This is a genomic window from Vibrio harveyi NBRC 15634 = ATCC 14126 = KCTC 12724, assembly GCF_001591145.1.
GTDB lineage: Bacteria > Pseudomonadota > Gammaproteobacteria > Enterobacterales > Vibrionaceae > Vibrio > Vibrio harveyi.
Window position 1 is genome coordinate 1 of record NZ_BCUF01000033.1, and the last position, 20,696, is coordinate 20,696.

At 47.6% G+C, this 20,696-nt stretch carries 16 protein-coding genes; 2 read left to right on the forward strand and 14 right to left on the reverse strand.

The features are described from left to right. Positions 1 to 352 precede the first annotated feature (352 nt). The 10 genes from VHA02S_RS16695 to VHA02S_RS16740 form a co-directional block, all read right to left on the reverse strand. Positions 353 to 1,342 carry a sensor domain-containing diguanylate cyclase gene (locus VHA02S_RS16695; RefSeq protein WP_038898547.1) on the reverse strand — a complete coding sequence of 330 codons (990 nt, stop codon included), beginning with the start codon at positions 1,340 to 1,342 and terminating at the stop codon, positions 353 to 355. A gap of 227 nt (positions 1,343 to 1,569) precedes the next feature. Then, positions 1,570 to 1,866 (reverse strand): DNA-binding transcriptional regulator Fis, encoded by a 297-nt coding sequence (gene fis, locus VHA02S_RS16700; protein WP_000462885.1) that lies wholly within the window; start codon positions 1,864 to 1,866, stop codon positions 1,570 to 1,572. A gap of 23 nt (positions 1,867 to 1,889) precedes the next feature. Continuing rightward, complete coding sequence (gene dusB / locus VHA02S_RS16705; RefSeq protein WP_005448258.1) at positions 1,890 to 2,858, reverse strand: tRNA dihydrouridine synthase DusB; 969 nt, start codon at positions 2,856 to 2,858, stop codon at positions 1,890 to 1,892. 139 nt (positions 2,859 to 2,997) lie between these two features. Further along, positions 2,998 to 3,885 (reverse strand): 50S ribosomal protein L11 methyltransferase, encoded by an 888-nt coding sequence (prmA, locus tag VHA02S_RS16710; protein WP_009698909.1) that lies wholly within the window; start codon positions 3,883 to 3,885, stop codon positions 2,998 to 3,000. Between the two features lie 130 nt (positions 3,886 to 4,015). Next, positions 4,016 to 5,359, reverse strand: a complete 1,344-nt coding sequence (gene accC, locus VHA02S_RS16715; protein ID WP_005440401.1) for an acetyl-CoA carboxylase biotin carboxylase subunit — start codon at positions 5,357 to 5,359, stop codon at positions 4,016 to 4,018. Positions 5,360 to 5,373: 14 nt separating this feature from the next. After that, on the reverse strand, positions 5,374 to 5,841 hold the full coding sequence (gene accB, locus VHA02S_RS16720; RefSeq protein WP_009698908.1) for an acetyl-CoA carboxylase biotin carboxyl carrier protein: 468 nt from the start codon (positions 5,839 to 5,841) through the stop codon (positions 5,374 to 5,376). 60 nt (positions 5,842 to 5,901) lie between these two features. Next, complete coding sequence (gene aroQ, locus VHA02S_RS16725) at positions 5,902 to 6,351, reverse strand: type II 3-dehydroquinate dehydratase (RefSeq protein WP_038898548.1); 450 nt, start codon at positions 6,349 to 6,351, stop codon at positions 5,902 to 5,904. Positions 6,352 to 6,658: 307 nt separating this feature from the next. Then, positions 6,659 to 8,611, reverse strand: a complete 1,953-nt coding sequence (gene acs / locus VHA02S_RS16730) for an acetate--CoA ligase (protein ID WP_038898549.1) — start codon at positions 8,609 to 8,611, stop codon at positions 6,659 to 6,661. A gap of 218 nt (positions 8,612 to 8,829) precedes the next feature. Next, a complete protein-coding gene (locus VHA02S_RS16735; protein ID WP_005440406.1) occupies positions 8,830 to 9,462 on the reverse strand; it encodes a 3'-5' exonuclease in 633 nt (210 codons plus the stop codon). A gap of 35 nt (positions 9,463 to 9,497) precedes the next feature. Continuing rightward, positions 9,498 to 11,324: a DUF294 nucleotidyltransferase-like domain-containing protein gene (locus tag VHA02S_RS16740; RefSeq protein ID WP_038898551.1), complete on the reverse strand. Its 1,827-nt coding sequence runs from the start codon at positions 11,322 to 11,324 to the stop codon at positions 9,498 to 9,500. Positions 11,325 to 11,565: 241 nt separating this feature from the next. Here VHA02S_RS16740 and VHA02S_RS16745 point away from each other — a divergent pair, with 241 nt between their 5' ends. Next, positions 11,566 to 12,756 (forward strand): 3-phenylpropionate MFS transporter, encoded by a 1,191-nt coding sequence (locus tag VHA02S_RS16745; RefSeq protein WP_020194817.1) that lies wholly within the window; start codon positions 11,566 to 11,568, stop codon positions 12,754 to 12,756. A 143-nt stretch (positions 12,757 to 12,899) separates the two neighbouring features. After that, positions 12,900 to 16,331, forward strand: a complete 3,432-nt coding sequence (locus VHA02S_RS16750) for a hybrid sensor histidine kinase/response regulator (RefSeq protein ID WP_038898552.1) — start codon at positions 12,900 to 12,902, stop codon at positions 16,329 to 16,331. A 56-nt stretch (positions 16,332 to 16,387) separates the two neighbouring features. On the opposite strand, the gene VHA02S_RS16755 is transcribed toward VHA02S_RS16750, so the two are convergent. The 4 genes from VHA02S_RS16755 to VHA02S_RS16770 form a co-directional block, all read right to left on the reverse strand. Beyond that, the gene (locus tag VHA02S_RS16755) at positions 16,388 to 17,773 is read right to left on the reverse strand and encodes a class II fumarate hydratase (RefSeq protein WP_038898553.1); all 1,386 of its coding nucleotides are present in this window, start codon (positions 17,771 to 17,773) and stop codon (positions 16,388 to 16,390) included. 16 nt (positions 17,774 to 17,789) lie between these two features. Further along, positions 17,790 to 18,170, reverse strand: coding sequence for a hypothetical protein (locus VHA02S_RS25435; RefSeq protein WP_005440416.1), 381 nt, complete (start codon positions 18,168 to 18,170; stop codon positions 17,790 to 17,792). A gap of 215 nt (positions 18,171 to 18,385) precedes the next feature. Beyond that, positions 18,386 to 18,871, reverse strand: coding sequence for a hypothetical protein (locus tag VHA02S_RS16765; RefSeq protein ID WP_038898555.1), 486 nt, complete (start codon positions 18,869 to 18,871; stop codon positions 18,386 to 18,388). Between the two features lie 94 nt (positions 18,872 to 18,965). Next, the gene (locus VHA02S_RS16770; protein WP_005440419.1) at positions 18,966 to 20,693 is read right to left on the reverse strand and encodes a sodium:solute symporter family protein; all 1,728 of its coding nucleotides are present in this window, start codon (positions 20,691 to 20,693) and stop codon (positions 18,966 to 18,968) included. Between the last annotated feature and the right edge of the window lie 3 nt (positions 20,694 to 20,696).

Consider the following 20,696-nt stretch of genomic DNA (forward strand, 5'->3'; position numbering starts at 1 on the left):
AACATCGCCAGGCTTTAAATTTGAAGAAGCCCACTCGAGAGAGTGGGCTTTTTTACATTTGGAGCAAAGTAAATCTGATCACTAGAGCCCTTCTTATAAAGTCGCACCACTTTCCAATCCCTGTATATCTTTCCTGTGACTAACTTGATCATGAGATAGTGCTAACGCATTACCTAACCTCTCACAATGCCACTACTTCCCATTGTCTTTAGAACAGCCTCAAACTCGCTATTAAAACACATCGAGCTTATGTCTAGTCCTATGACTCGATTAGGCAAAAGAACTGCGTGTGAGTGTTTTGGAGGGTGCGTGGATAAGGTGATGTAAGGTAAGGGGGATGAAGAGCGAAGGGCTAAGAAACCTTTTGGATATTTAGGTTTAAGGAGTGCTGTATTTTGACATCAGGAATACAGTCGTGATGAAGTGTTACTTGGTTGCGTCCAGAGTGCTTTGAGTAATACATGGCTTTATCAGCGTTAATCATGAGCTCTTTAGCACTAGATACTTGTCCGTCATATTCTGCGACACCAATACTTACGGTTGTGCTGATTTCGATACCATCAACTTGGCATGGGGCGTTTTGAATCGCACCTCTGATCCTTTCTGCTACATCATAGGCTTGAATCGCGCTGGTGTTGACTAAAATCACTGCAAACTCTTCTCCTCCTAAGCGACCAATAAAGTCAGTGCCACGGATTGCTCGTTGGCATATCTTTGCTACATGGTTGATCACCTGATCTCCGGAGAAGTGACCGACTTGGTCATTTATCTCTTTAAAGTGGTCAATATCGATCATGACGCAGGAGAGTGTTTGAGATAGGCGAGAATGCGAGTTCAGAGCTTTATCTAGGCTGGTTAAGAATGCTCGTCGATTCATTACACCAGTTAGCTCATCAGTCTCTGAGAGCTCTTTCAGGCGCTTTTCAAGTAGGTGTGTTTTCGTTACGTCACGAACAGACCAAATTACCCAACTTTCGTCGTTTTGTAAGCTTTCAACAGGTTTGATGATCGCTTCAAACCAGGTTTCCTCTGGGTTGTCTAACGCTTCTAGCTCTTCTATTGGCATTAGTAGGTGGTCTTGTAGTGCGATGCTGTATTTGACGACTTTTGGCTCATTAGAGCGAATTACATCATCAATATAACTTATTAATTCAGAAGCTTTACTTGATGACAAAACATCGTTTAACGAGAGGTTAGTGTAACTTTCGGCATTGAATTTCTTTGAGTGGTAAGTGCCACCAAAGCTTTCAATATAGCGACCGTTTTCATTGAGGATAAAGACATGATCAGGGAGAGTATTCAGAATGGCGTGAAGCCAATCTTCCCTTTCTTTGTAAATCATGAGGTTAGTTCCTTTATCCAATGTAAGTCTTTGATTATATCTGTTTATATTGAGTTCACAATCAATACTGATCACAGTTCAATGTATCAGGCTTGACTAATGTTTGTACAAAGGCTTGGTAAGAGAAGGTAAGGGAGGATGAAATACAGGATTGCGAGGAACAAAAAATAAAAAAGGCTTAATCATTGCTGACCAAGCCTTTTTTACAAAAATACTGTATGAACCTATTAGTTCATGCCGTACTTTTTAAGTTTTTTGCGAAGAGTACCGCGGTTGATACCCATCATAGTTGCTGCGCGAGTTTGGTTACCGCGAGTGTACTGCATGATGGTATCTAATAGTGGCTGTTCAACTTCAGCTAGAACTAATTCGTATAGTTCTGTTACTTCCTGGCCGTTTAGTTGAGCTAGGTAGTTTTTAAGAGACGCTTTAACAGAGTCACGTAAAGGCTTTTGAGTAATCTGGTCTTGTGACGTTACTGTAGTTACTGTTAATGCTTCTGAAGTCAGATTTTGTTCGAACATATTCGGTCTAGCTCTTCTCTTAATTATGATGCAACGTTATCAAAATAACCTTCTAACGCCTCAAGTTGCAGCTCAGCTGCGTCGATAGCGTTGAAGGTACGGCGAAACTCACTTGCTTGTTCATGTTCCTTTAGATACCACCCAACGTGCTTGCGCGCGATACGTGGACCTAAGAACTCTCCATAGAAATCATGCAGAGCGTTAACATGACCAAGCATAATGGCTTTCACTTCCTCACTTGGAAGCTCATCCATTGTGGTGCCGTTTTCCAAATAGTGATGGATTTCCTGGAAAATCCAAGGACGACCTTGGGCAGGGCGTCCAATCATTAAAGCGTCTGCACCGGTGTACTCCAGTACAAACTTCGCTTTCTCCGGGCTATCGATATCACCGTTTGCGATAACCGGAATGGATATAGCGTGTTTAACCGCTTTAATGCTGTCATATTCGGCCTCACCTTTGTACATACACGCTTTTGTTCTGCCATGCAGTGCAAGAGCCTGTATGCCGCAGTCTTCGGCTAATTTAGCGATGTGAACACAGTTTTTATTTTCTGTGTTCCAGCCAGTACGGGTCTTTAACGTTACAGGAACGTCTACCGCGTCCACTACCGCAGTCAAAATCTCTTTGATGATGTCTGGGTATTGAAGCAGTGCAGAACCCGCCAGCTTCTTATTCACTTTCTTTGCTGGGCAGCCCATGTTGATGTCGATGATTTGCGCACCGTTTTCAACACTGAATTGAGCCGCATCGGCCATAAGCTGTGGATCGGAACCGGCAATCTGTACAGAGCGAATGCCCGATTCGCCTTCATGTACCATGCGCTGTTTCGACTTTGACGTTCCCCATAGTTTCGGGTTAGCAGACATCATTTCACTGACGGCCATTCCCGCACCATAGCGAAGACACAACTCGCGAAACGGTCTATCCGTTACACCAGCCATAGGGGCTACGATTAGATTGTTCTTAAGTTGATAGTTTCCGATTTTCAAAACGTCATCACAGTTCTGTACCAGCAAGGGCGCGCATTTTACGCATTTTTTTACTGCGTGAAAAGACTAATATTTGAGCATTTACAAATTGTTTTTGTAATTTGTATGAAATTCAAACAATTAGCCCTGAAAACCTTGTCTAGCCTTGCTTACGACCAGAGATACGACACCATTCACTTTGCTCCACAATTGGGTCAATGTGAAGCTCGTCACGGTAATGGTTTGCTACATCCTCTGCTTGAGTGTCTAAAACACCCGACATCGCAAGGTCACCATTTGGTTTCACCAAACCTTTAATTATTGGTGCTAGTTCACGTAGAGGACCAGCAAGAATGTTCGCAACCACAACGTCTGCAATTAGACCTTCAGGTTGGTTTTGAGGTAGGAACACTTCAAGTTGATCGGCAACGCCATTACGTTCAGCGTTGTCGCGAGATGCTTGTAGTGCTTGAGGATCAATGTCGATCCCGATAACTTTTTCTGCACCTAGTTTGATCGCTGCGATCGCTAGGATGCCTGAGCCACACCCGAAGTCGATAACCGTCTTACCTGATAGATCGAGACCTTCTAGCCACTCAAGACACAATGCCGTAGTTGGGTGAGTACCTGTACCGAATGCAAGACCCGGATCTAGCATTACGTTTACTGCGTCTGGCTCTGGAATTTCACGCCAGCTTGGGCAAATCCATAGGCGTTCGCCGAACTTCATTGGGTGGAAGTTTTCCATCCACTCGCGTTCCCAGTCTTTGTCTTCTAGCTGTTCTACTTTGTAAGCAAAATCGTCAGTAAGCATGCCGCTTGCTTTGATTTGAGTGATGATGAAGTTTGTATCAGCTTCTGCATCGTACAGTGCCAGAATGTCAGTATCGCCCCATAAGCGAGTTTCGCCAGGTAGAGGTTCGAATACAGGCGTATCCTGCGCGTCTAGGAATGTTACAGACAGCGCACCAGTCTCTTCCATTAGCATGTCGCCGATTTGCTCAGCGTTTTCATTGGTCGCGTTGAGTTTGATTTGAATCCAAGGCATTTGTTTTTGCTCTTAAAGTGAATGAAGTGGCGCAGAGTTTACCAGAACTCTACGATTTGTTTGAGTATAGACTTTATACAAAACAAAAATGCCCACAGATGTGGGCATTTATCATGAGGTTAGCGAAGGCTTATTGTAGGCCTAGCTTCTTCTCTAGGTAGTGAATGTTTGCACCACCGTGCTGGAAGTTCTCATCATTCATGATTGATTCTTGTAGAGTAACGTTAGTCTTGATGCCTTCAATGATCATCTCGCCTAGTGCGTTCTTCATACGTGCAATCGCTACATCACGGTTCTCACCGTAAGTGATCAGTTTACCAATCATTGAATCGTAATGAGGTGGTACTGTGTAGCCTGTGTAAATGTGAGACTCCCAACGAACACCCATACCGCCTGGTGCGTGGAAGCGTTCTATCTTACCTGGTGAAGGTAGGAAGCGCTCAGGGTCTTCTGCGTTGATACGACACTCAATCGCATGGCCGCGGATCTTGATGTCATCCTGAGTGAATGACAGTGGTTGACCTGCTGCTACGCGTAGCTGTTCTTTAATTAGGTCAACACCGGTAACCATTTCTGTTACTGGGTGCTCAACCTGAATACGAGTGTTCATTTCGATGAAGTAGAACTCACCGTTCTCGTATAGGAATTCGAACGTACCTGCGCCGCGGTAACCGATTTCTAGACATGCACGTGTACAACGTTCACCGATGTATTTACGCATCTCTTCAGTGATACCTGGTGCTGGAGCTTCTTCAACAACCTTCTGGTGACGACGCTGCATAGAACAGTCACGTTCACCTAGGTGGATAGCACCGCCTTGACCATCAGCAATCACTTGTACTTCAACGTGACGAGGGTTTTCTAGGAATTTCTCCATGTAAACCATGTCGTTGTTGAACGCCGCTTTTGCTTCTGCACGCGTCATAGCGATAGCTTGAACAAGTTCTGCTTCAGAACGTACAACACGCATACCACGACCACCGCCGCCACCAGAGGCTTTGATGATTACTGGGTAGCCGATACGCTTCGCGTGAGCTTTGTTTTTGTCTTCGTCGTTATCTAGTGGACCGTCAGAGCCTGGTACACAAGGAACACCTGCTTTTTTCATTGCGTTGATTGCTGACACTTTGTCACCCATCATGCGGATGGTGTCTGCTTTAGGACCAACGAAGATGAAACCGCTGCGCTCTACTTGTTCAGCAAAGTCTGCGTTCTCAGATAGGAAGCCGTAACCTGGGTGAATCGCAATTGCACCCGTCACTTCTGCTGCAGAAATGATACGAGGGATGTTTAGGTAGCTGTCGATACCACGAGCAGGACCGATACATACTGTTTCGTCTGCAAGTAGTACGTGCTTAAGATCGCGGTCAGCTGTTGAGTGAACTGCCACAGTCTTAATGCCTAATTCTTTACAAGCGCGAAGGATACGAAGTGCAATTTCACCTCGGTTCGCGATGACTACTTTATCTAGCATAAGGCAAGCCCCGCTTATTCGATTACAACTAGTGGTTGGTCGAATTCAACTGGTTGGCCGTCTTCAACTAGGATTGCAGTTACAACACCTGATTTGTCCGCTTCGATTTGGTTCATCATTTTCATTGCTTCAACGATACATAGTGTGTCGCCAGCATTTACGCTCTGACCAACTTCAACGAATGATTTCGCGTCTGGACTTGGTGAGCGGTAGAAAGTACCAACCATTGGAGAAAGAACTTGGTGACCTGCAGGAACTGCTGCTGGCGCTTCTGCTGCCATTGCTGGTGCGTCTGCTACTGGAGCTGCTGCCACTGGTGCAGGTGCTGCTACTGGAGCTGCTGCGTAATGAACTGGTGCTGGAGCAGCTGCAGGGCCACTACGACTGATGCGTACTGACTCTTCACCTTCAGAGATTTCTAGCTCAGCAATGCCAGATTCTTCAACTAACTCGATTAGCTTCTTGATTTTACGAATATCCATCTTTTCTTTCTCTTTTATCTTGTGATTAAGACAACCCCAAAGGGCTGCAGAGTGTTTGGTTTACTTTGCCTGCAATTTCGTGATTGCTGCAGACAGAGCGAATTCATAACCTTGTGCACCTAAGCCACAAATCACTCCTTCTGCTTTATCAGACAGATAAGAGTGATGACGGAACGGCTCACGAGCGTGAACGTTCGATAGGTGCACTTCGATAAATGGGATGGCTACGCCAAGTAATGCATCACGCAGCGCGACACTGGTATGAGTGAAAGCCGCTGGGTTGATGATAATGAAGTCCACTTTGTCATATGCAGCGTGGATAGCTTCAATCAGTTCGTACTCACGATTCGATTGCAGGTGTTCAAGTTCCACCCCAGAGTTGTGAGCTTGTTCAGTCAATGCGTCAACAATCTGTGCTAGGGTGTTGTTACCGTAATGTGTCGGTTCACGCAGACCTAATAGATTAAGATTTGGTCCGTTTAGAACTAGAATCCGTGACTTTGCAGACATTATGTTGCTATCTTCCTTTATCGTGAGTGGAACGTTTATATTCCCAAATATACGATAATTCAGCACGATTTTTTTGTTAAAACCGAGCAAATTTTAAAAAATCGACCAAGATTATAGCTAATTCACAGCAATTAGCAGCAATTTACTGGTCTAATCTCCCAATAACCCCCGCCGTTTCTGTAACCAAGTTAACAAAAACAACATAATTGCCATGTGCTTTCTGTGGTTTATTTTGCGTCCACGCACAAAAAAGCCACCATATGCAATGGTGGCTTTTAGGGCTAGCGTTTAAAACAGGGGCTGGGTGTTATGCCAGTTCTGCTTTCTCTGCAATTAGCTTGTCTACAACACTTGGATCTGCCAGTGTCGAAGTATCACCTAGGTTGCTGGTATCACCCGTTGCAATCTTACGTAGGATGCGGCGCATGATTTTACCGGAGCGAGTTTTTGGTAGAGAATCTGTCCAGTGCAGCACGTCTGGTGTCGCGATTGGACCAATCTCTTTACGTACCCAGTCTTTCACCTCTTTGTGCAGCTCAGCTGATGGGAACTCACCATCATTAAGCGTGACGTATGCGTAAATTGCCTGACCTTTGATGTCATGAGGGATACCGACAATCGCTGCTTCCGCAATTTTATCGTGTGCAACCAGTGCTGACTCAATCTCTGCGGTACCCATACGGTGACCTGAAACGTTCAGTACGTCATCTACACGACCTGTGATCCAGTAATAGCTGTCTTCGTCACGACGTGCGCCATCACTGGTGAAGTACATGCCTTTGAAGGTAGAGAAGTAGGTTTGCTCAAAGCGCTCATGGTCGCCGTAAACAGTACGCATCTGACCTGGCCATGAATCAAGGATCACTAAGTTACCTTCTGCTGCGGTCTCTTCAATGATGTTACCCATGTTGTCCACTAGCGCTGGTTGTACGCCGAAGAATGGGCGAGTTGCTGAGCCTGGCTTAAGATCGGTTGCACCTGGTAGTGGCGCTATCAAGATACCGCCTGTCTCTGTTTGCCACCAAGTATCAACGATAGGTGAGTTTTCATTACCAATGGTCTTGTAGTACCACTCCCATGCTTCAGGGTTGATAGGTTCACCTACTGAGCCCATTACACGCAGGCTTGAACGAGATGTTCCGGCTACCGCTTCGTTACCTTTTGCCATTAGTGCACGAATCGCTGTTGGTGCAGTGTAGAGAATGTTTACTTGATGCTTATCAACCACTTCACTCATGCGAGCCGTGCTTGGGTAGTTTGGTACACCTTCGAAAAGAATGGTCTTCGCACCGTTCGCCAGTGGACCGTAAATTAAGTAAGTGTGACCTGTAATCCAACCCACATCCGCAGTACACCAGAACGTTTCACCTTCTTGGTAATCGAACACGTATTTGAAGGTCATGGTTGCGTACACTAGGTAACCACCTGTAGTGTGCAGCACACCTTTTGGCTTACCTGTTGAGCCTGAAGTGTAAAGAATGAATAGAGGGTCTTCCGCTTTCATCTCTTCTGGTGGACATACGTCAGAAACGACAGCCGTTGCTTCGTGCCACCAAACGTCACGGTGCTCGTGCCAATCAATGTTGCCACCCGTGCGTTTTAGAACGACAACTTTGTCGATGGTTTTTACTTCTGGGTTTGTCAGTGCTTCATCAACGTTTTTCTTCAGTGGAACTGCGCGACCACCACGAACGCCTTCGTCAGCGGTGATAACGATTTTCGCATCTGAGTCGATGATACGACCGGACAGTGCTTCTGGCGAGAAGCCACCAAATACCACGGTATGAACCGCACCAATACGGGTACATGCCAGCATTGCGATAGCCGCTTCTGGCACCATTGGCATGTAAAGACAAACCACGTCGCCTTTGTGTACGCCTTGCTCTTTTAGTGCGTTAGAGAACTTACACACTTCTTTGTGTAGTTCGTTGAATGTAAGGGTTTTGTCGTCAGCAGGATCATCGCCTTCCCAGATGATCGCGACTTCATCGCCACGCTCGGCAAGGTGGCGGTCAATACAGTTTGCAGATACGTTCAGCGTACCATCTTCGAACCAACGAATGTCGACGTGACCAGTATCGAAAGAGGTGTTTTTAACTTGAGTGAATGGCTTAATCCAATCGACAACTTTACCGTGTTCGCTCCAGAAGCCTTCAGGGTCGCTTACCGACTGCTGATACATGGCTAGGTAAGTGTCATTATCCGCATGCGTATGGTTTTTAATATTTTCTTTTACCGGATAAACGTGGGCTTCGCTCATGGCTTCTCTCCTTGTGCCTTTAATTCTCGACCTTCGTCTTTTGTAGGGCTGTTTCCGTTCTTTCGTCTGTGATTCATCAAGAACGTTGCTGTGCATATAACTGTCAGTCACAGCGCGTATTTCCACAATTAGACTTTAGGATGAGAGTGAGGAATGCGCCGCGATATTGCTGAATTTAAAGCGAATGTGGGAGGTGGATCGAAAGCTGAGTCTTAAGCCTATTGGGTATAAGGCACGCTCAGGTTTGGTAAATCGCCTTTGGTTAGACGCACATACACCAAAGCGGCGGATTTTGCGTCTTGCAGGGCATCGTGTTTGTCTTGAATCGGTAGCTCGAGGTGCTTACAAATCGCATCAAGACTTAAGTCGAAGTAGGCGTTGGGCAAATGACGTTCGAGCTTGTCGTGATAAATTTGGCTCACTTCGATGAGCGGGTTAGGTAGTGGAAAGCCTAAATGCCTCAGACAAGCGAGGTCGAGGATCTTTTTGTCGTAGCGAATGTGGTAGCCAACCAAAGGACGATTGCCGATAAAGTCGAGTAGCTTGATGAGCGCTTCTTTTTCGCTGATGCCATCCACCAAATCTTGGTGGCGGATATGGTGAATTTTTACTGAGCCTGAATCGAGTGATTGCGGGGCGCGAAGTCGAACTTCGAATGGTTTGCTGGTGATGATGCGATTATCGATGATTTTGGTCGCAGCGATGGTGACCAGCTCGGCTCGATTTGGGTCCAAGCTGGTGGTTTCGCAATCGAGAGAGACAAATTCGCCTTTTTGCGGCGAACAAAACAGTGGCTGATAAGGTGAGCCCTTCAGCTTGTAATGCCAGTATTTCCTTTGTAGCCAATTCATCCCTGTTACCTCTCGTCTTATTTGCCTAAAAGACTCTAATCACGGATTTGATAATGGAAGCCTAAGAACTGCTTAAACTTCTTCACCACATGTAAGCTGTGGCGTAGCAAGTCTCGTTCTGTCCTGTCTAGCTGTTTGATGTCGATGTTGTTCAGTGCTTCTTGCTTACTCAATTGCTGGTTCAAACGGATCTTGAAGAACAGCTTCAGCGCCTCATTGAGATTATCGGCGGTTTCTGGTTCTAAGATACGTTTGTTTCTCAGTGCTTCGATACGCTCGAAGGTGTTCTTCTCTTCAATCGCGTATTCCAATGCCAAAGTGCGAATGCCATGTACAATTGGGAAGATGCCGCCGCGCTTGATATCCAGCCCGTCTTTAGCACTTTTTACGTTGCCAAACAGAGTAAGAGGCACGGAAAACTGCAGCGCAGGTCGAGTGAAATCGGACAGAATCAACATGCGATCTTTCATGCTGTCTCTGAGGTGCTCGGCGATAGGCGTGAGCAACTCTCGATTGCCTGCGACCGCATGGGCGTCACTGAAGATGGCTAAATCCATGATTTGTTCTGGCTGCGCTTTGGCAATCCAACCATCGAGCGTTTTGATCCAGCCTTGCTGTGTTCGAACCCACTTCGGATTGTTAACCATGACTTTGCCTGGGCAGAGTGGATAGCCCAGTTGCTGCAAGGTGTGGGTGAGGGTTTGCATCACTTCGGTGCAATGTTCCCATTCCAGCCCATCTTGGATGATCAGTGCGTTATCTTGATCGGTTTTGAGGATTTGCTCTCCACGACCTTCCGAGCCAAGCACAATCAGACAACAGTGATCGTGCAGGGCTGGTGGCACCACAAGCTCAAACGCTTTTTCGATGATTTGCTCGTTCACGGCAGATATCAGCTCCATGATGAAGCGAGTGCGGATGCCGTTGGTCAGCAAGCTATCCACCAACTGACGCTGTCGATTGGAAGCTAGGGCTAACTCCTCCACGCTGCTGGCTCGCGCTATGCTGAGTGTCAGTACGTGTGAGTGAGTGGAAAACGCACTGAGGATTTGCGTCATGTCCAACATACCGACCGCTTGATTGCCTTCGCACACCATTAGACGTTTCATGCGATTGCGCGTCATGGTGATCATGGCGTTAAACAAGAAGTCACCATCATCCACGTGATAAACAGGGAAGGTTGCGATCTCACTCACTGGTGTATCGAGTGGGTGGTCGTCAAGCATCACGGCATGGAGCATATTGGTTCGCGTCACTATCGCGTAGGGATGCGCCGATGGATATTGCTCTAGGCGTGGGTCATCTTGGTTAAGCTGAACCAAAGCGGCATCAATGCCATTGTCTTTAAGTGTTTTAGTGACCTGATTAATTGGCATATCAGGTGCCAATAGCATCGGTGGATGATAGATGCTGCTATCGACTTTAGTCAGAATGAATTCCGCGAGGTTTTGCTGCTGTTGAGCCGCTTCAATGAGGGCTTGGCGTTTGGATAAGTTGTTATCGAAGTAGGCGGCGAACTGTCCGTTCTCGTTATACAGCTCAAGAAACACTTCTTTGGGCAGCAAGTACGAGAGGGTATCTTCCAGTGCCACATACTGATGGCGCACGCTTTCTTCAAACAAAGAGCGCACATCAAACATGTCGTCGTTAGCGTAGTGAGCAAACACTTCGTCTTGATCTTTTGAGCGCTCTTCTACGGCACCTTTAATCAGCACGTGCAGGTGAGAGTTGTCTTGCCCACAAGCTAAAATGACATCTCGCGTTCGGTAGTACGCCACATCAAGAGACGAGCGCAGTCGATTTTGCTGTGCGTCAGTCAGGCGGTCGAACGGTGGAGATTGCATATTAAATTTGTCAGGCATGAGAGCACCTAAATTTGGTGGGAACACATTCTAAGTCTGACAAATTTCCCTGCCGAAGCCAGACGACTTTGGTCTAAATCGTCACAATCTAATTTTGCATTTCGAGACCCTGTGCCATTGAGGAAACGGTAAGTTGCCGATTCTTCCCTTTTTCTATTACGCATTGCGATCCATAATTCCGCGTCCCAAACGTTTACGTGGCGGAAGTCGTTAGTTTTTGTCGTTTTTTAGGATGTCAGTGATGTTGAAACCCTCTCCGTATGGCTGGATTTCCCAGTACTTTCTCGGATTCTTTTTTGCGTATGGCGTGTATCTGCCATTTTGGTCGTTGTGGTTTAAAGAGCAGGGCGTTTCTCCAACAGATATTGGTCTGTTAGTGGGTCTAGGTTTAGCGACGCGCTGTGTGGCGAACATGGTACTTACCCCACGTTTGCATAAAGTCGAACACCTTATGCCTGCATTACGCTGGTTGAGCTTTGCTGCCCTTATATTTGTTGGTTTCCACTTTTTCACTGGCGGCAACTTCTGGTTAATGGCGCTTGCCACCGTCTTGTTCAACTTGTGTTGTGGTCCTGTCGTGCCTCTGTCTGATGCGATGGCGAACTACTACGCTCGTTTGAAAATGCTCGATTACGGTCGTACCCGTTTGTGGGGCTCGGTTGCCTTTATTGCAGGCTCGACTGTGGTGGGTTACTTGGTGGCAGAGTTTGGCTCTGACATGATTTTGTACACGGCGATGATCGGTGTGTTTATCTCGCTCTTGTTTGCAATGCGTAACACCAATCCAATGCCAGTGACACGTGATGGTCAACACTCTGAGCGTCCAAAACTCTCAGCGTTACTGACGGATAAACCGGTCGTGAAGTTCCTTGTGCTGATGGCGTTAATCCAAGGTAGCCACGCGGCGTACTACGGTTTTAGTGCGATTCACTGGAAAGCGGCTGGTCACTCAGAAGATGTGATTGGCTACTTATGGAGCTTGGGCGTGGCAGCTGAAGTTGCTGTGTTTGCTCTGAGTAAGCGTTTGTTCGCTGGCTGGTCTTTGCGTACTTTGTTTGTGGTTGCGGCTGGTGGTGTGATGCTACGTTGGGGCATGACAGCGTCTACGACCTCTATTTTGGCGTTGGTGGTAGTGCAAATGCTTCACGGCGTGACGTTTGCCATGGCGCACATTGCTGCGATTCAATACATCCAGAACTCAGCCGAGAACAAGATGGTGGCATTGCAGGCACTATATAACGCAATCCCACTGGGTGCGTTTATCGCGTTGATGACAGTGATCAGTGGTTGGGGCTATGAGCACTGGGGGGCGAATATCTTCTGGTTGATGGCGGCTATGGGCTTTATTGCACTGTTTATCAAAGTTGATCCTCAAAATGATGAAAGTCATGTGGTTGATCTCTCAGCTAATGCGCCCGAAGCACAGAATTAAGCTTCTGTGACAGAGATTAAAAACTAACCTTTGTCTCTGTTGTGAAAGCAGTGTTAAATGAAACCTCTCCCTTATGGAGAGGTTTTTTTATTCCTTGCTTTAAAAACAGCAAGAAAGGCAAGAAAAGTAAGAAAGGATATCGGATGCAAGGATGGCTAGTGATTCCCGTTTCTTTGGCGTATTTGGGAATCCTGTTTTTAATCGCTTGGTACGGTGACAAACAAAAGAGATGGTTAGCGCGTTGGCGACCATGGATCTACAGTTTGTCGATTGCGGTGTACTGTACGTCGTGGACCTTCTACGGCACGGTCGGACAGGCGAGCAACAATCCTTGGTCCTTCCTACCCATCTATATCGCACCGATCATCGTGTTTACTATCGGCTGGCGCGTCCTCGCTCGGCTTATCTTGATTGCCAAGCGCGAGCACATCACCTCCATTGCCGATTTCATTGCCGCCCGCTATGGCAAATCACAAGGCTTGGCGGTGGTTGTCACCTTAATTGCGGTGGCAGGAATCCTTCCGTATATCGCTTTGCAATTGCGCGGCATCACCATGGGATTGGAGATCATCGCACCGGACTTGGCATCTGATCTCAGTTATCAAAACTACAGCGTATCTTGGTTTGTGGTCGGGGCGATGGCGATCTTCACCATGCTGTTTGGTACGCGTCATATCGATAACACCGAACATCACCGCGGCATGATGATGGCGATTGCGTTTGAATCAGTACTCAAGTTGGTGGCGTTTTTAGTGGTGGGCGTGTTTATTGTTTGGCTCGCGATGGATACCGAGAGCTTCCATCTTGCCGATATTGCCGCTGAAACCTATGAATCACCCAACATTCCGACCTTGCTGATTCATACCATTCTGACCATGCTGGCGATTGTCTGTTTGCCACGTCAGTTCCATACCATGGTGGTTGAGAATGAACGCGCGCAAGACTTGCACGTCGCTCGTTGGTTGTTCCCACTGTATCTGATTCTGATGGGAATTTTCGTTCTGCCAATCGCGTGGGTAGGGCAAAGCCTGTTGAGTGGCAGCCCTGCCGATACGTACGTGATCAGCGTGCCGATGGCGGTGGGCGCGAATGACATCGCCTTGTTGGCATTTTTGGGCGGTACTTCCGCGGCAAGCGGCATGGTCATCGTCTCGACCATTGCCTTAGCTATCATGGTATCTAACGACTTGGTGATGCCGCTGATTTTGCGCCGGATGAAGTTATCAAAACGCAATCATCATCACTTCTCTACGCTGTTATTACGTATACGTCGCGGACTTATTCTGCTTCTTTTGATTGGTGCATGGGGCTTTTATCAGGCTTTAGATAGTATCCACTCACTTTCTGCGATAGGTTTTCTCTCATTTGCAGCGATTACCCAGTTCGCTCCGTCTCTGCTTGGTGGGATGTACTGGCGTCAGGGCAACAAGAAAGGCGTGTATGTTGGTTTGCTGGTGGGTTTCACCATTTGGTTGATTACTTTGATGAGCCAAACCGACATGCTGGCAGGCGATGCAAGTAACAACTTGCTGATTTGGTTGATCACTCCGCCTGATTTATTGGCAGGCTTTGGTATTGCTGTTTCTGACTGGGGTATGATCCTCAGCGTAGTGGCGAATACCGCGTGTTTTGTCGCGGTATCACTAGCTACGCGCCCAAGCATAAGTGAACGCTTACAATCGGCGTCATTCGTTGGTACGCCGTTGCCTGAAAGTGAAAATATCAGCTTGTATCAGAGCCGTGTGACGGTCAGTGAACTGGAGATGTTAGCGTCACGATTTGTCGGACGAACACGAGTGAAATCCGCCTTCCAAACCTATTGGAGTCAGCAACGCGAAGAGCTGCTTCCCAATCAACAAGCTCCCTCTACCTTGATTCGACATACCGAGCGCGTACTTGCCGGTGTGTTTGGTGCCTCTTCAGCTAAGTTAGTACTTACTTCTGCTTTACAAGGCAGAAACATGCAGCTTGAGGAAGTAGCGACCATCGTTGATGAAGCCTCAGAGCTGTACGATTTCAGCCGTGGCTTATTGCAAGGTGCGATTGAACATATTGGACAAGGCATCGCCGTGGTCGACAAGCAACTAAGGTTGGTGGCGTGGAACCAACGTTATCTGGAGTTGTTTGTCTTCCCGCCGGGATTGATTCAAGTCGGGCGTCCGATTGCGGATGTGATTCGTCATAATGCTGAGCAAGGTTTGTGTGGTCCGGGTGACCCTGAAGATCACGTTCGTCGCCGTGTTTATCACCTTGAACAAGGCACGCGACATACTTCTTCCCGTGTGCGTCCAGATGGTCGCGTAATTGAAGTGCAAGGTAACCCAATGCCCGGTGGCGGTTTCGTTATGAGCTTTACCGATATCACCGTGTTCCGCGATGCGGAGCAAGCTCTGAAAGATGCTAATGAGACACTAGAAGAACGCGTTCGTGCTCGGACTCGTGAATTGGAACAACTGAACAAACAGCTGGTGGCAGCGACCCAACGTTCTGAGCATGAGTCACAATCCAAGTCGCGCTTCTTAGCCGCAGTAAGTCATGACTTGATGCAGCCGCTGAACGCCGCACGACTGTTTGCTTCTTCGTTGTCGGAAGTTGCCAAAGACAGTGAAACCCAAAAGCTGTCGACCCACATTGAGAGTGCATTAGGGGCGGCGGAAGATTTGATTGGCGACTTGCTGGATATTTCGCGTTTGGAATCGGGCAAGTTGGACGTCAATGTGCATGGCTTTGCGGTTAATGATGTGTTGGCAAACTTGAATGCGGAATTCAGCGCGCTGGCGAAACAACAAGGCATTGAGTTCACCATGATCCCATCGTCTTTGATGGTGAAGTCTGACCCGAAATTGCTACGCCGCGTGGTACAGAACTTCCTTACCAATGCGTTCCGATATAGCCCGAATGGCAAAGTTGTGCTCGGTGTGCGTCGCGTACAAGGGCGAGTGCGTATTGATGTATGGGACAACGGCATGGGTATCGAAGAAGAGAAGCAACAAGAGATCTTCGAAGAATTTAATCGTGGTACGCAAGTCCGTTCTGACCAAGGTTTAGGGTTAGGTTTGGCTATTTCGAAAGGGATTGCCCAAGTGCTAGGGCATGAAATTTCCATGCGTTCTTGGTTTGGTCAAGGCAGTGTGTTCTCGATTACCCTAGATAAAGCAGAGAAGGTGCATATTCCGGCAGTTAAAGCGGTGAAGAGTGCACAATCTGACTTGAGCCATATTCGTGTGCTGTGTGTCGATAATGAGCCGGATATCCTAGTTGGAATGGAGAATCTACTCTCACGCTGGGGCTGTGATATTCGCATTGCGACCGATATCGTTGAGAGTCTGAAAGCGATCGAAGACGATTGGCTGCCGGATGTGATTTTCTCCGATTATCGTTTAGACAATGGTCGAACAGGATTAGAAGTGTTGCAGCAATGCCGCTTGCGTCTGGGTAATCGCTTTGAGGGGGTGATCATCAGTGCCGACCGAACCGATGACATGATGGAAGGCATTAAAGCCAATGGGTTTAGTTTTATCGCCAAACCTATAAAGCCTTTGAAGCTGCGCTCGGTTCTCAATCGAGTCGCCTAGAAAAAAAGACCTCCGATTGGAGGTCTTTTGCTTTAAGGGGGTGATCGGTCGGTGGCTTATTCTGCAACGCCGCCTTGAGTCAGTTTGGCTGGATCGAGCAATCTTTCTAATGTGGCACGATCTAAGTCCGTTTCTTCTTCCGCTACATCAATGATAGCGCGACCTTGTTTGTAGGCTTTCTTCGCCACTTCCGCTGCTTTTAGGTAGCCAATCACAGGGTTAAGTGCGGTGACCAGAATCGGGTTCTTCGCCAGTGCCACATCAAGGTTGTCTTGGCGCACTTCAAACGTCGCGATGGCTTTGTCTGCCAAAGCAACGGCGCTGTTCGACAGCAGTTCAATGCTTTCTAGTACATTGTGAGCTATCACTGGCAGCATCACGTTAAGTTGGAAGTTACCCGATTGACCTGCAACGGTAATTGTCGCGTCGTTACCAATCACTTGTGCCGACGCCATGGCTGCTGCTTCTGGAATCACAGGGTTCACTTTGCCCGGCATGATAGAAGAGCCCGGTTGTAAGCCTTGCAGTTCAATTTCACCTAAGCCGGCTAGTGGACCTGAGTTCATCCAGCGAAGATCGTTTGCGATCTTCATGATCGCAACTGCTGCTGTTTTGAGCTGTCCCGATAGGGCAACGATCGCATCCTGACTGCTGAGATTGAAGAAGAAGTTTTTGCTTGAAGCAAACTCGATGCGCGTTGATTGCGTTAGGTTATCGGCAAAAAGCTCGGCGAAGCGTGGATCGGCGTTGATCCCTGTCCCCACCGCTGTTCCGCCTTGGGCTAATGCTTTCACAGCTGACAGTGTTTGCTCAATGGCTTGTTTAGCGTGTTCGATTTGGAATTGCCAGCCACCAAGCTCTTGGGCGAAGGTAATTGGCATCGCATCCATGAGGTGCGTACGACCTGTTTTCACCACATCTTTCAGGGCTTGTTGCTTAGTCTCTAGTGTTTCACTTAGGTGGGACAGTGCAGGCAGTAGCTGTTTCTCAATCGCAATTGCAGAGCTAACTTGAATCGCAGTAGGCACTACGTCGTTACTGCTTTGACCCATATTGACGTGATCATTTGGATTGACCGTTCCGCCTAGGTGCTCAGACGCCAATGTTGCAATCACTTCGTTGGCATTCATGTTGGAACTGGTGCCCGAGCCGGTTTGGAATACATCGATAGGGAATTGGTCGAGGTGTTTACCATCAATGATGGCTTGCGCGGCATCAGCGATGGCATTGGCAATATCGCCTTCCAGTAAGCCAAGTTGAGCATTGGTAAGCGCTGCGGTTTGTTTGATGTGAGCGAGTGCTTGAATAAACCCCGTCGGCATGGTGTGTTTGCTGAAAGCAAAGTTATCGACAGCGCGTTGAGTTTGGGCTTGATACAAAGCGTTGGCTGGGACTTTGACTTCGCCCATGCTGTCCGCTTCGATACGGAATTCCGTGGTCATGGTAGGTTCCTTTTGTTTAATCGAGTGGCGTCTGTATCAGACGTAATTGTTGTTGTAATGAGAGAAATTTCACATCGCCATCCTCAAATTGGTAGTAGTAACGTTTGAGACAAAGTAGCGGAGTGTGAATAGAATCGAGGCAGACTCGGCGGAAGATGCGGCTACGAGTAGGGTCTTGAATCGCGTCGAGAAGATGGAAGTAGACTTGGCGCAAATACAGCTCGCACAGCAACAGGTTTTCATGCTCTGCATCGTGATCGTAGATGGACGACAGCACCATACCCCAATGGATGTAATCATGAATCACATCGGGTTCGAATCCGCTTGGCGCATACACATGAAGGAATCGGTCTTGCGCTTTAAAAAAGGCGTTGTAGATGGCTTGGCTGCTGTCCATAGTTACCTCGACACTTAAGATAATGATAATTATTATCAATTAATTGTCGATTAGCAACCACGGCTTTTTTAAGGAAATAACACAACAAAAAAAGCCGATACTCGGACTCAGTATCGGCTGAAGTGGGAGAGCTCAATCCCTACAATCAAGCTCGGTATTCTTCCGTGAGATAAGGTCGGCTCAAATGCGTCTTCAAGCCTTATGGAGCAGGTAACTTATTTGTCCGTAAACAGGGTTTCGTATTTCACAAACGCCGTTTGCGTTTCTCCGTAGTAGAGCGTGCCTTCAGATTGAATCGCAACACGTAGCCAACTCTCGGCTGATGCAGGCTTAGGCAAAGTGATGGTCCAGTTTTGTCTGGCTTGATCCGCTGGCTTCATGTCAATTGGTTGTGCGTTTTGCTCTTGGCTATCCACGACTGAAAGCTTCACTCCTTCCAGTGGGTAAGCCGCATGTAAAGACAACTCTAGGCTATCTTGAGTCAGCTTTTCTGAGCGAAACTTCACTTTAAAGTCACCATTCTCCATATCACACAAGCCACTGGTATAACGGCAATTCGACTTGCTGGCCAGTTTGTAGCTTTCCCCTTCTTTAGCGGCATGAGGCTTTTCACTCAGAGCCATGTCTGTACCGAAATAAGCGATTAAAGACAGAATTGGGGCGATCAACAGAGCGATAATAAAGTGCTTGTTTTTGAACATGTTGGCTTCCTTGCTACAACTTCATAAGGTTAAATTAACCTAATCTAGCGAATAAAAAAGCCCCAAGCGGGGCTTTTGTGGTTTGCGTTATATTTTAGTGGTCTACCGCACCGCCAGCGCCTGCTGGTACACGTACGTGCTCGACTAGGTCTTTTACTTCTTGTGGTGTTTCTGCCGTAACTTTCGATACTGCAAATGCCACGACAAAGTTGAACACAGCACCAATTGCACCAAATGCGTTTGGTTCGATGCCTAGGAACCAGTTCTGACCCCAGCTTTGTAGGTACGTCCAGTCAGCAACAAATAGGATGCCTTTGTGCTGGAATACGTAGAATAGCGTGATACTGATACCTGCAATCATACCCGCGATTGCGCCTTCTTTGTTGATGCTCTTACTGAAGATACCCATCATCAACGCAGGGAAGATGGAGGATGCCGCCAGACCGAAGGCGAGCGCTACCGTACCGGCTGCAAACCCTGGCGGATTCAAGCCTAAGTAACCGGCGACTGCGATGGCGACTGCCATGGAGATTCGGCTCGCGAGCAGCTCTTTCTTCTCGGATATGTTCGGATTTATCACGCCTTTGATTAAGTCATGAGATATTGCGGACGAAATCGCCAGTAGTAGACCTGCAGCCGTCGATAGTGCTGCTGCCAGACCACCTGCTGCGACAAGTGCGATAACCCAGTTAGGTAGCTTAGCAATCTCTGGGTTTGCTAGTACCATGATGTCACGGTCAACTTTCAGCTCGTTGGTTGCTGGGTTCGATGTGTACTCAATCAGACCGTCGCCGTTCTTATCATCAAAGCCTAGTAGACCTGTTTTCTCCCAGTTCTTGAACCAGTCAGGACGCTCATCATAAGCAAGGTGCTGACCCGGAGCTGGGTTAACGGTATCCATTAGGTTTAGACGCGCCATTGCAGATACCGCAGGTGCTGTTGTGTAAAGGATAGCGATGAAAACTAGTGCCCAACCTGCTGATGTACGTGCATCACGAACCTTAGGTACGGTAAAGAAACGGATGATTACGTGTGGCAGACCCGCCGTACCGATCATCAATGACATGGTGTACACGAACATGTTTAGTGTGTCGCCACGGACTTGGGTGGTGTATTCACTAAAGCCGAGCTCGGTGACCACTTGGTCGAGCCGATCGAGTAGATAAACATCGGTGCCTTGGATAGTACTACCCAGACCGATCTGTGGTAGTGGGTTACCTGTTAGTTGCAGAGAGATAAAGATTGCAGGAATAGTGTAAGCAAGAATGAGTACGCAATATTGAGCAATCTGCGTGTAGGTAATGCCTTTCATGCCACCCATAACGGCGTACATGAATACGATACACATACCGATCAGTAGACCTGTTGAGTAATCCACTTCTAGGAAACGACCGAACGCCACGCCCACGCCTTTCATCTGACCGATAACGTAAGTTACTGATGCGATGATAAGACACACAACCGCTACGATACGTGCTGCGTTAGAGTAGAAACGCTCACCTACGAATTCTGGCACGGTAAACTTACCGAACTTACGTAGGTATGGCGCAAGCAAAAGTGCAAGCAGTACGTAACCGCCTGTCCACCCCATCAGGAATACCGAGCCGCCGTAGCCCATGAAGGCAATCAAGCCTGCCATTGAGATGAACGATGCTGCTGACATCCAGTCTGCTGCGGTTGCCATGCCGTTAGCGATAGGGTTGACACCGCCGCCTGCTACATAGAATTCTTTAGTTGAGCCCGCACGAGCCCAAATCGCAATACCGATGTAGAGGACGAATGTCGCGCCAACCACCAGATAGGTAATAGTTTTCAAATCCATCTG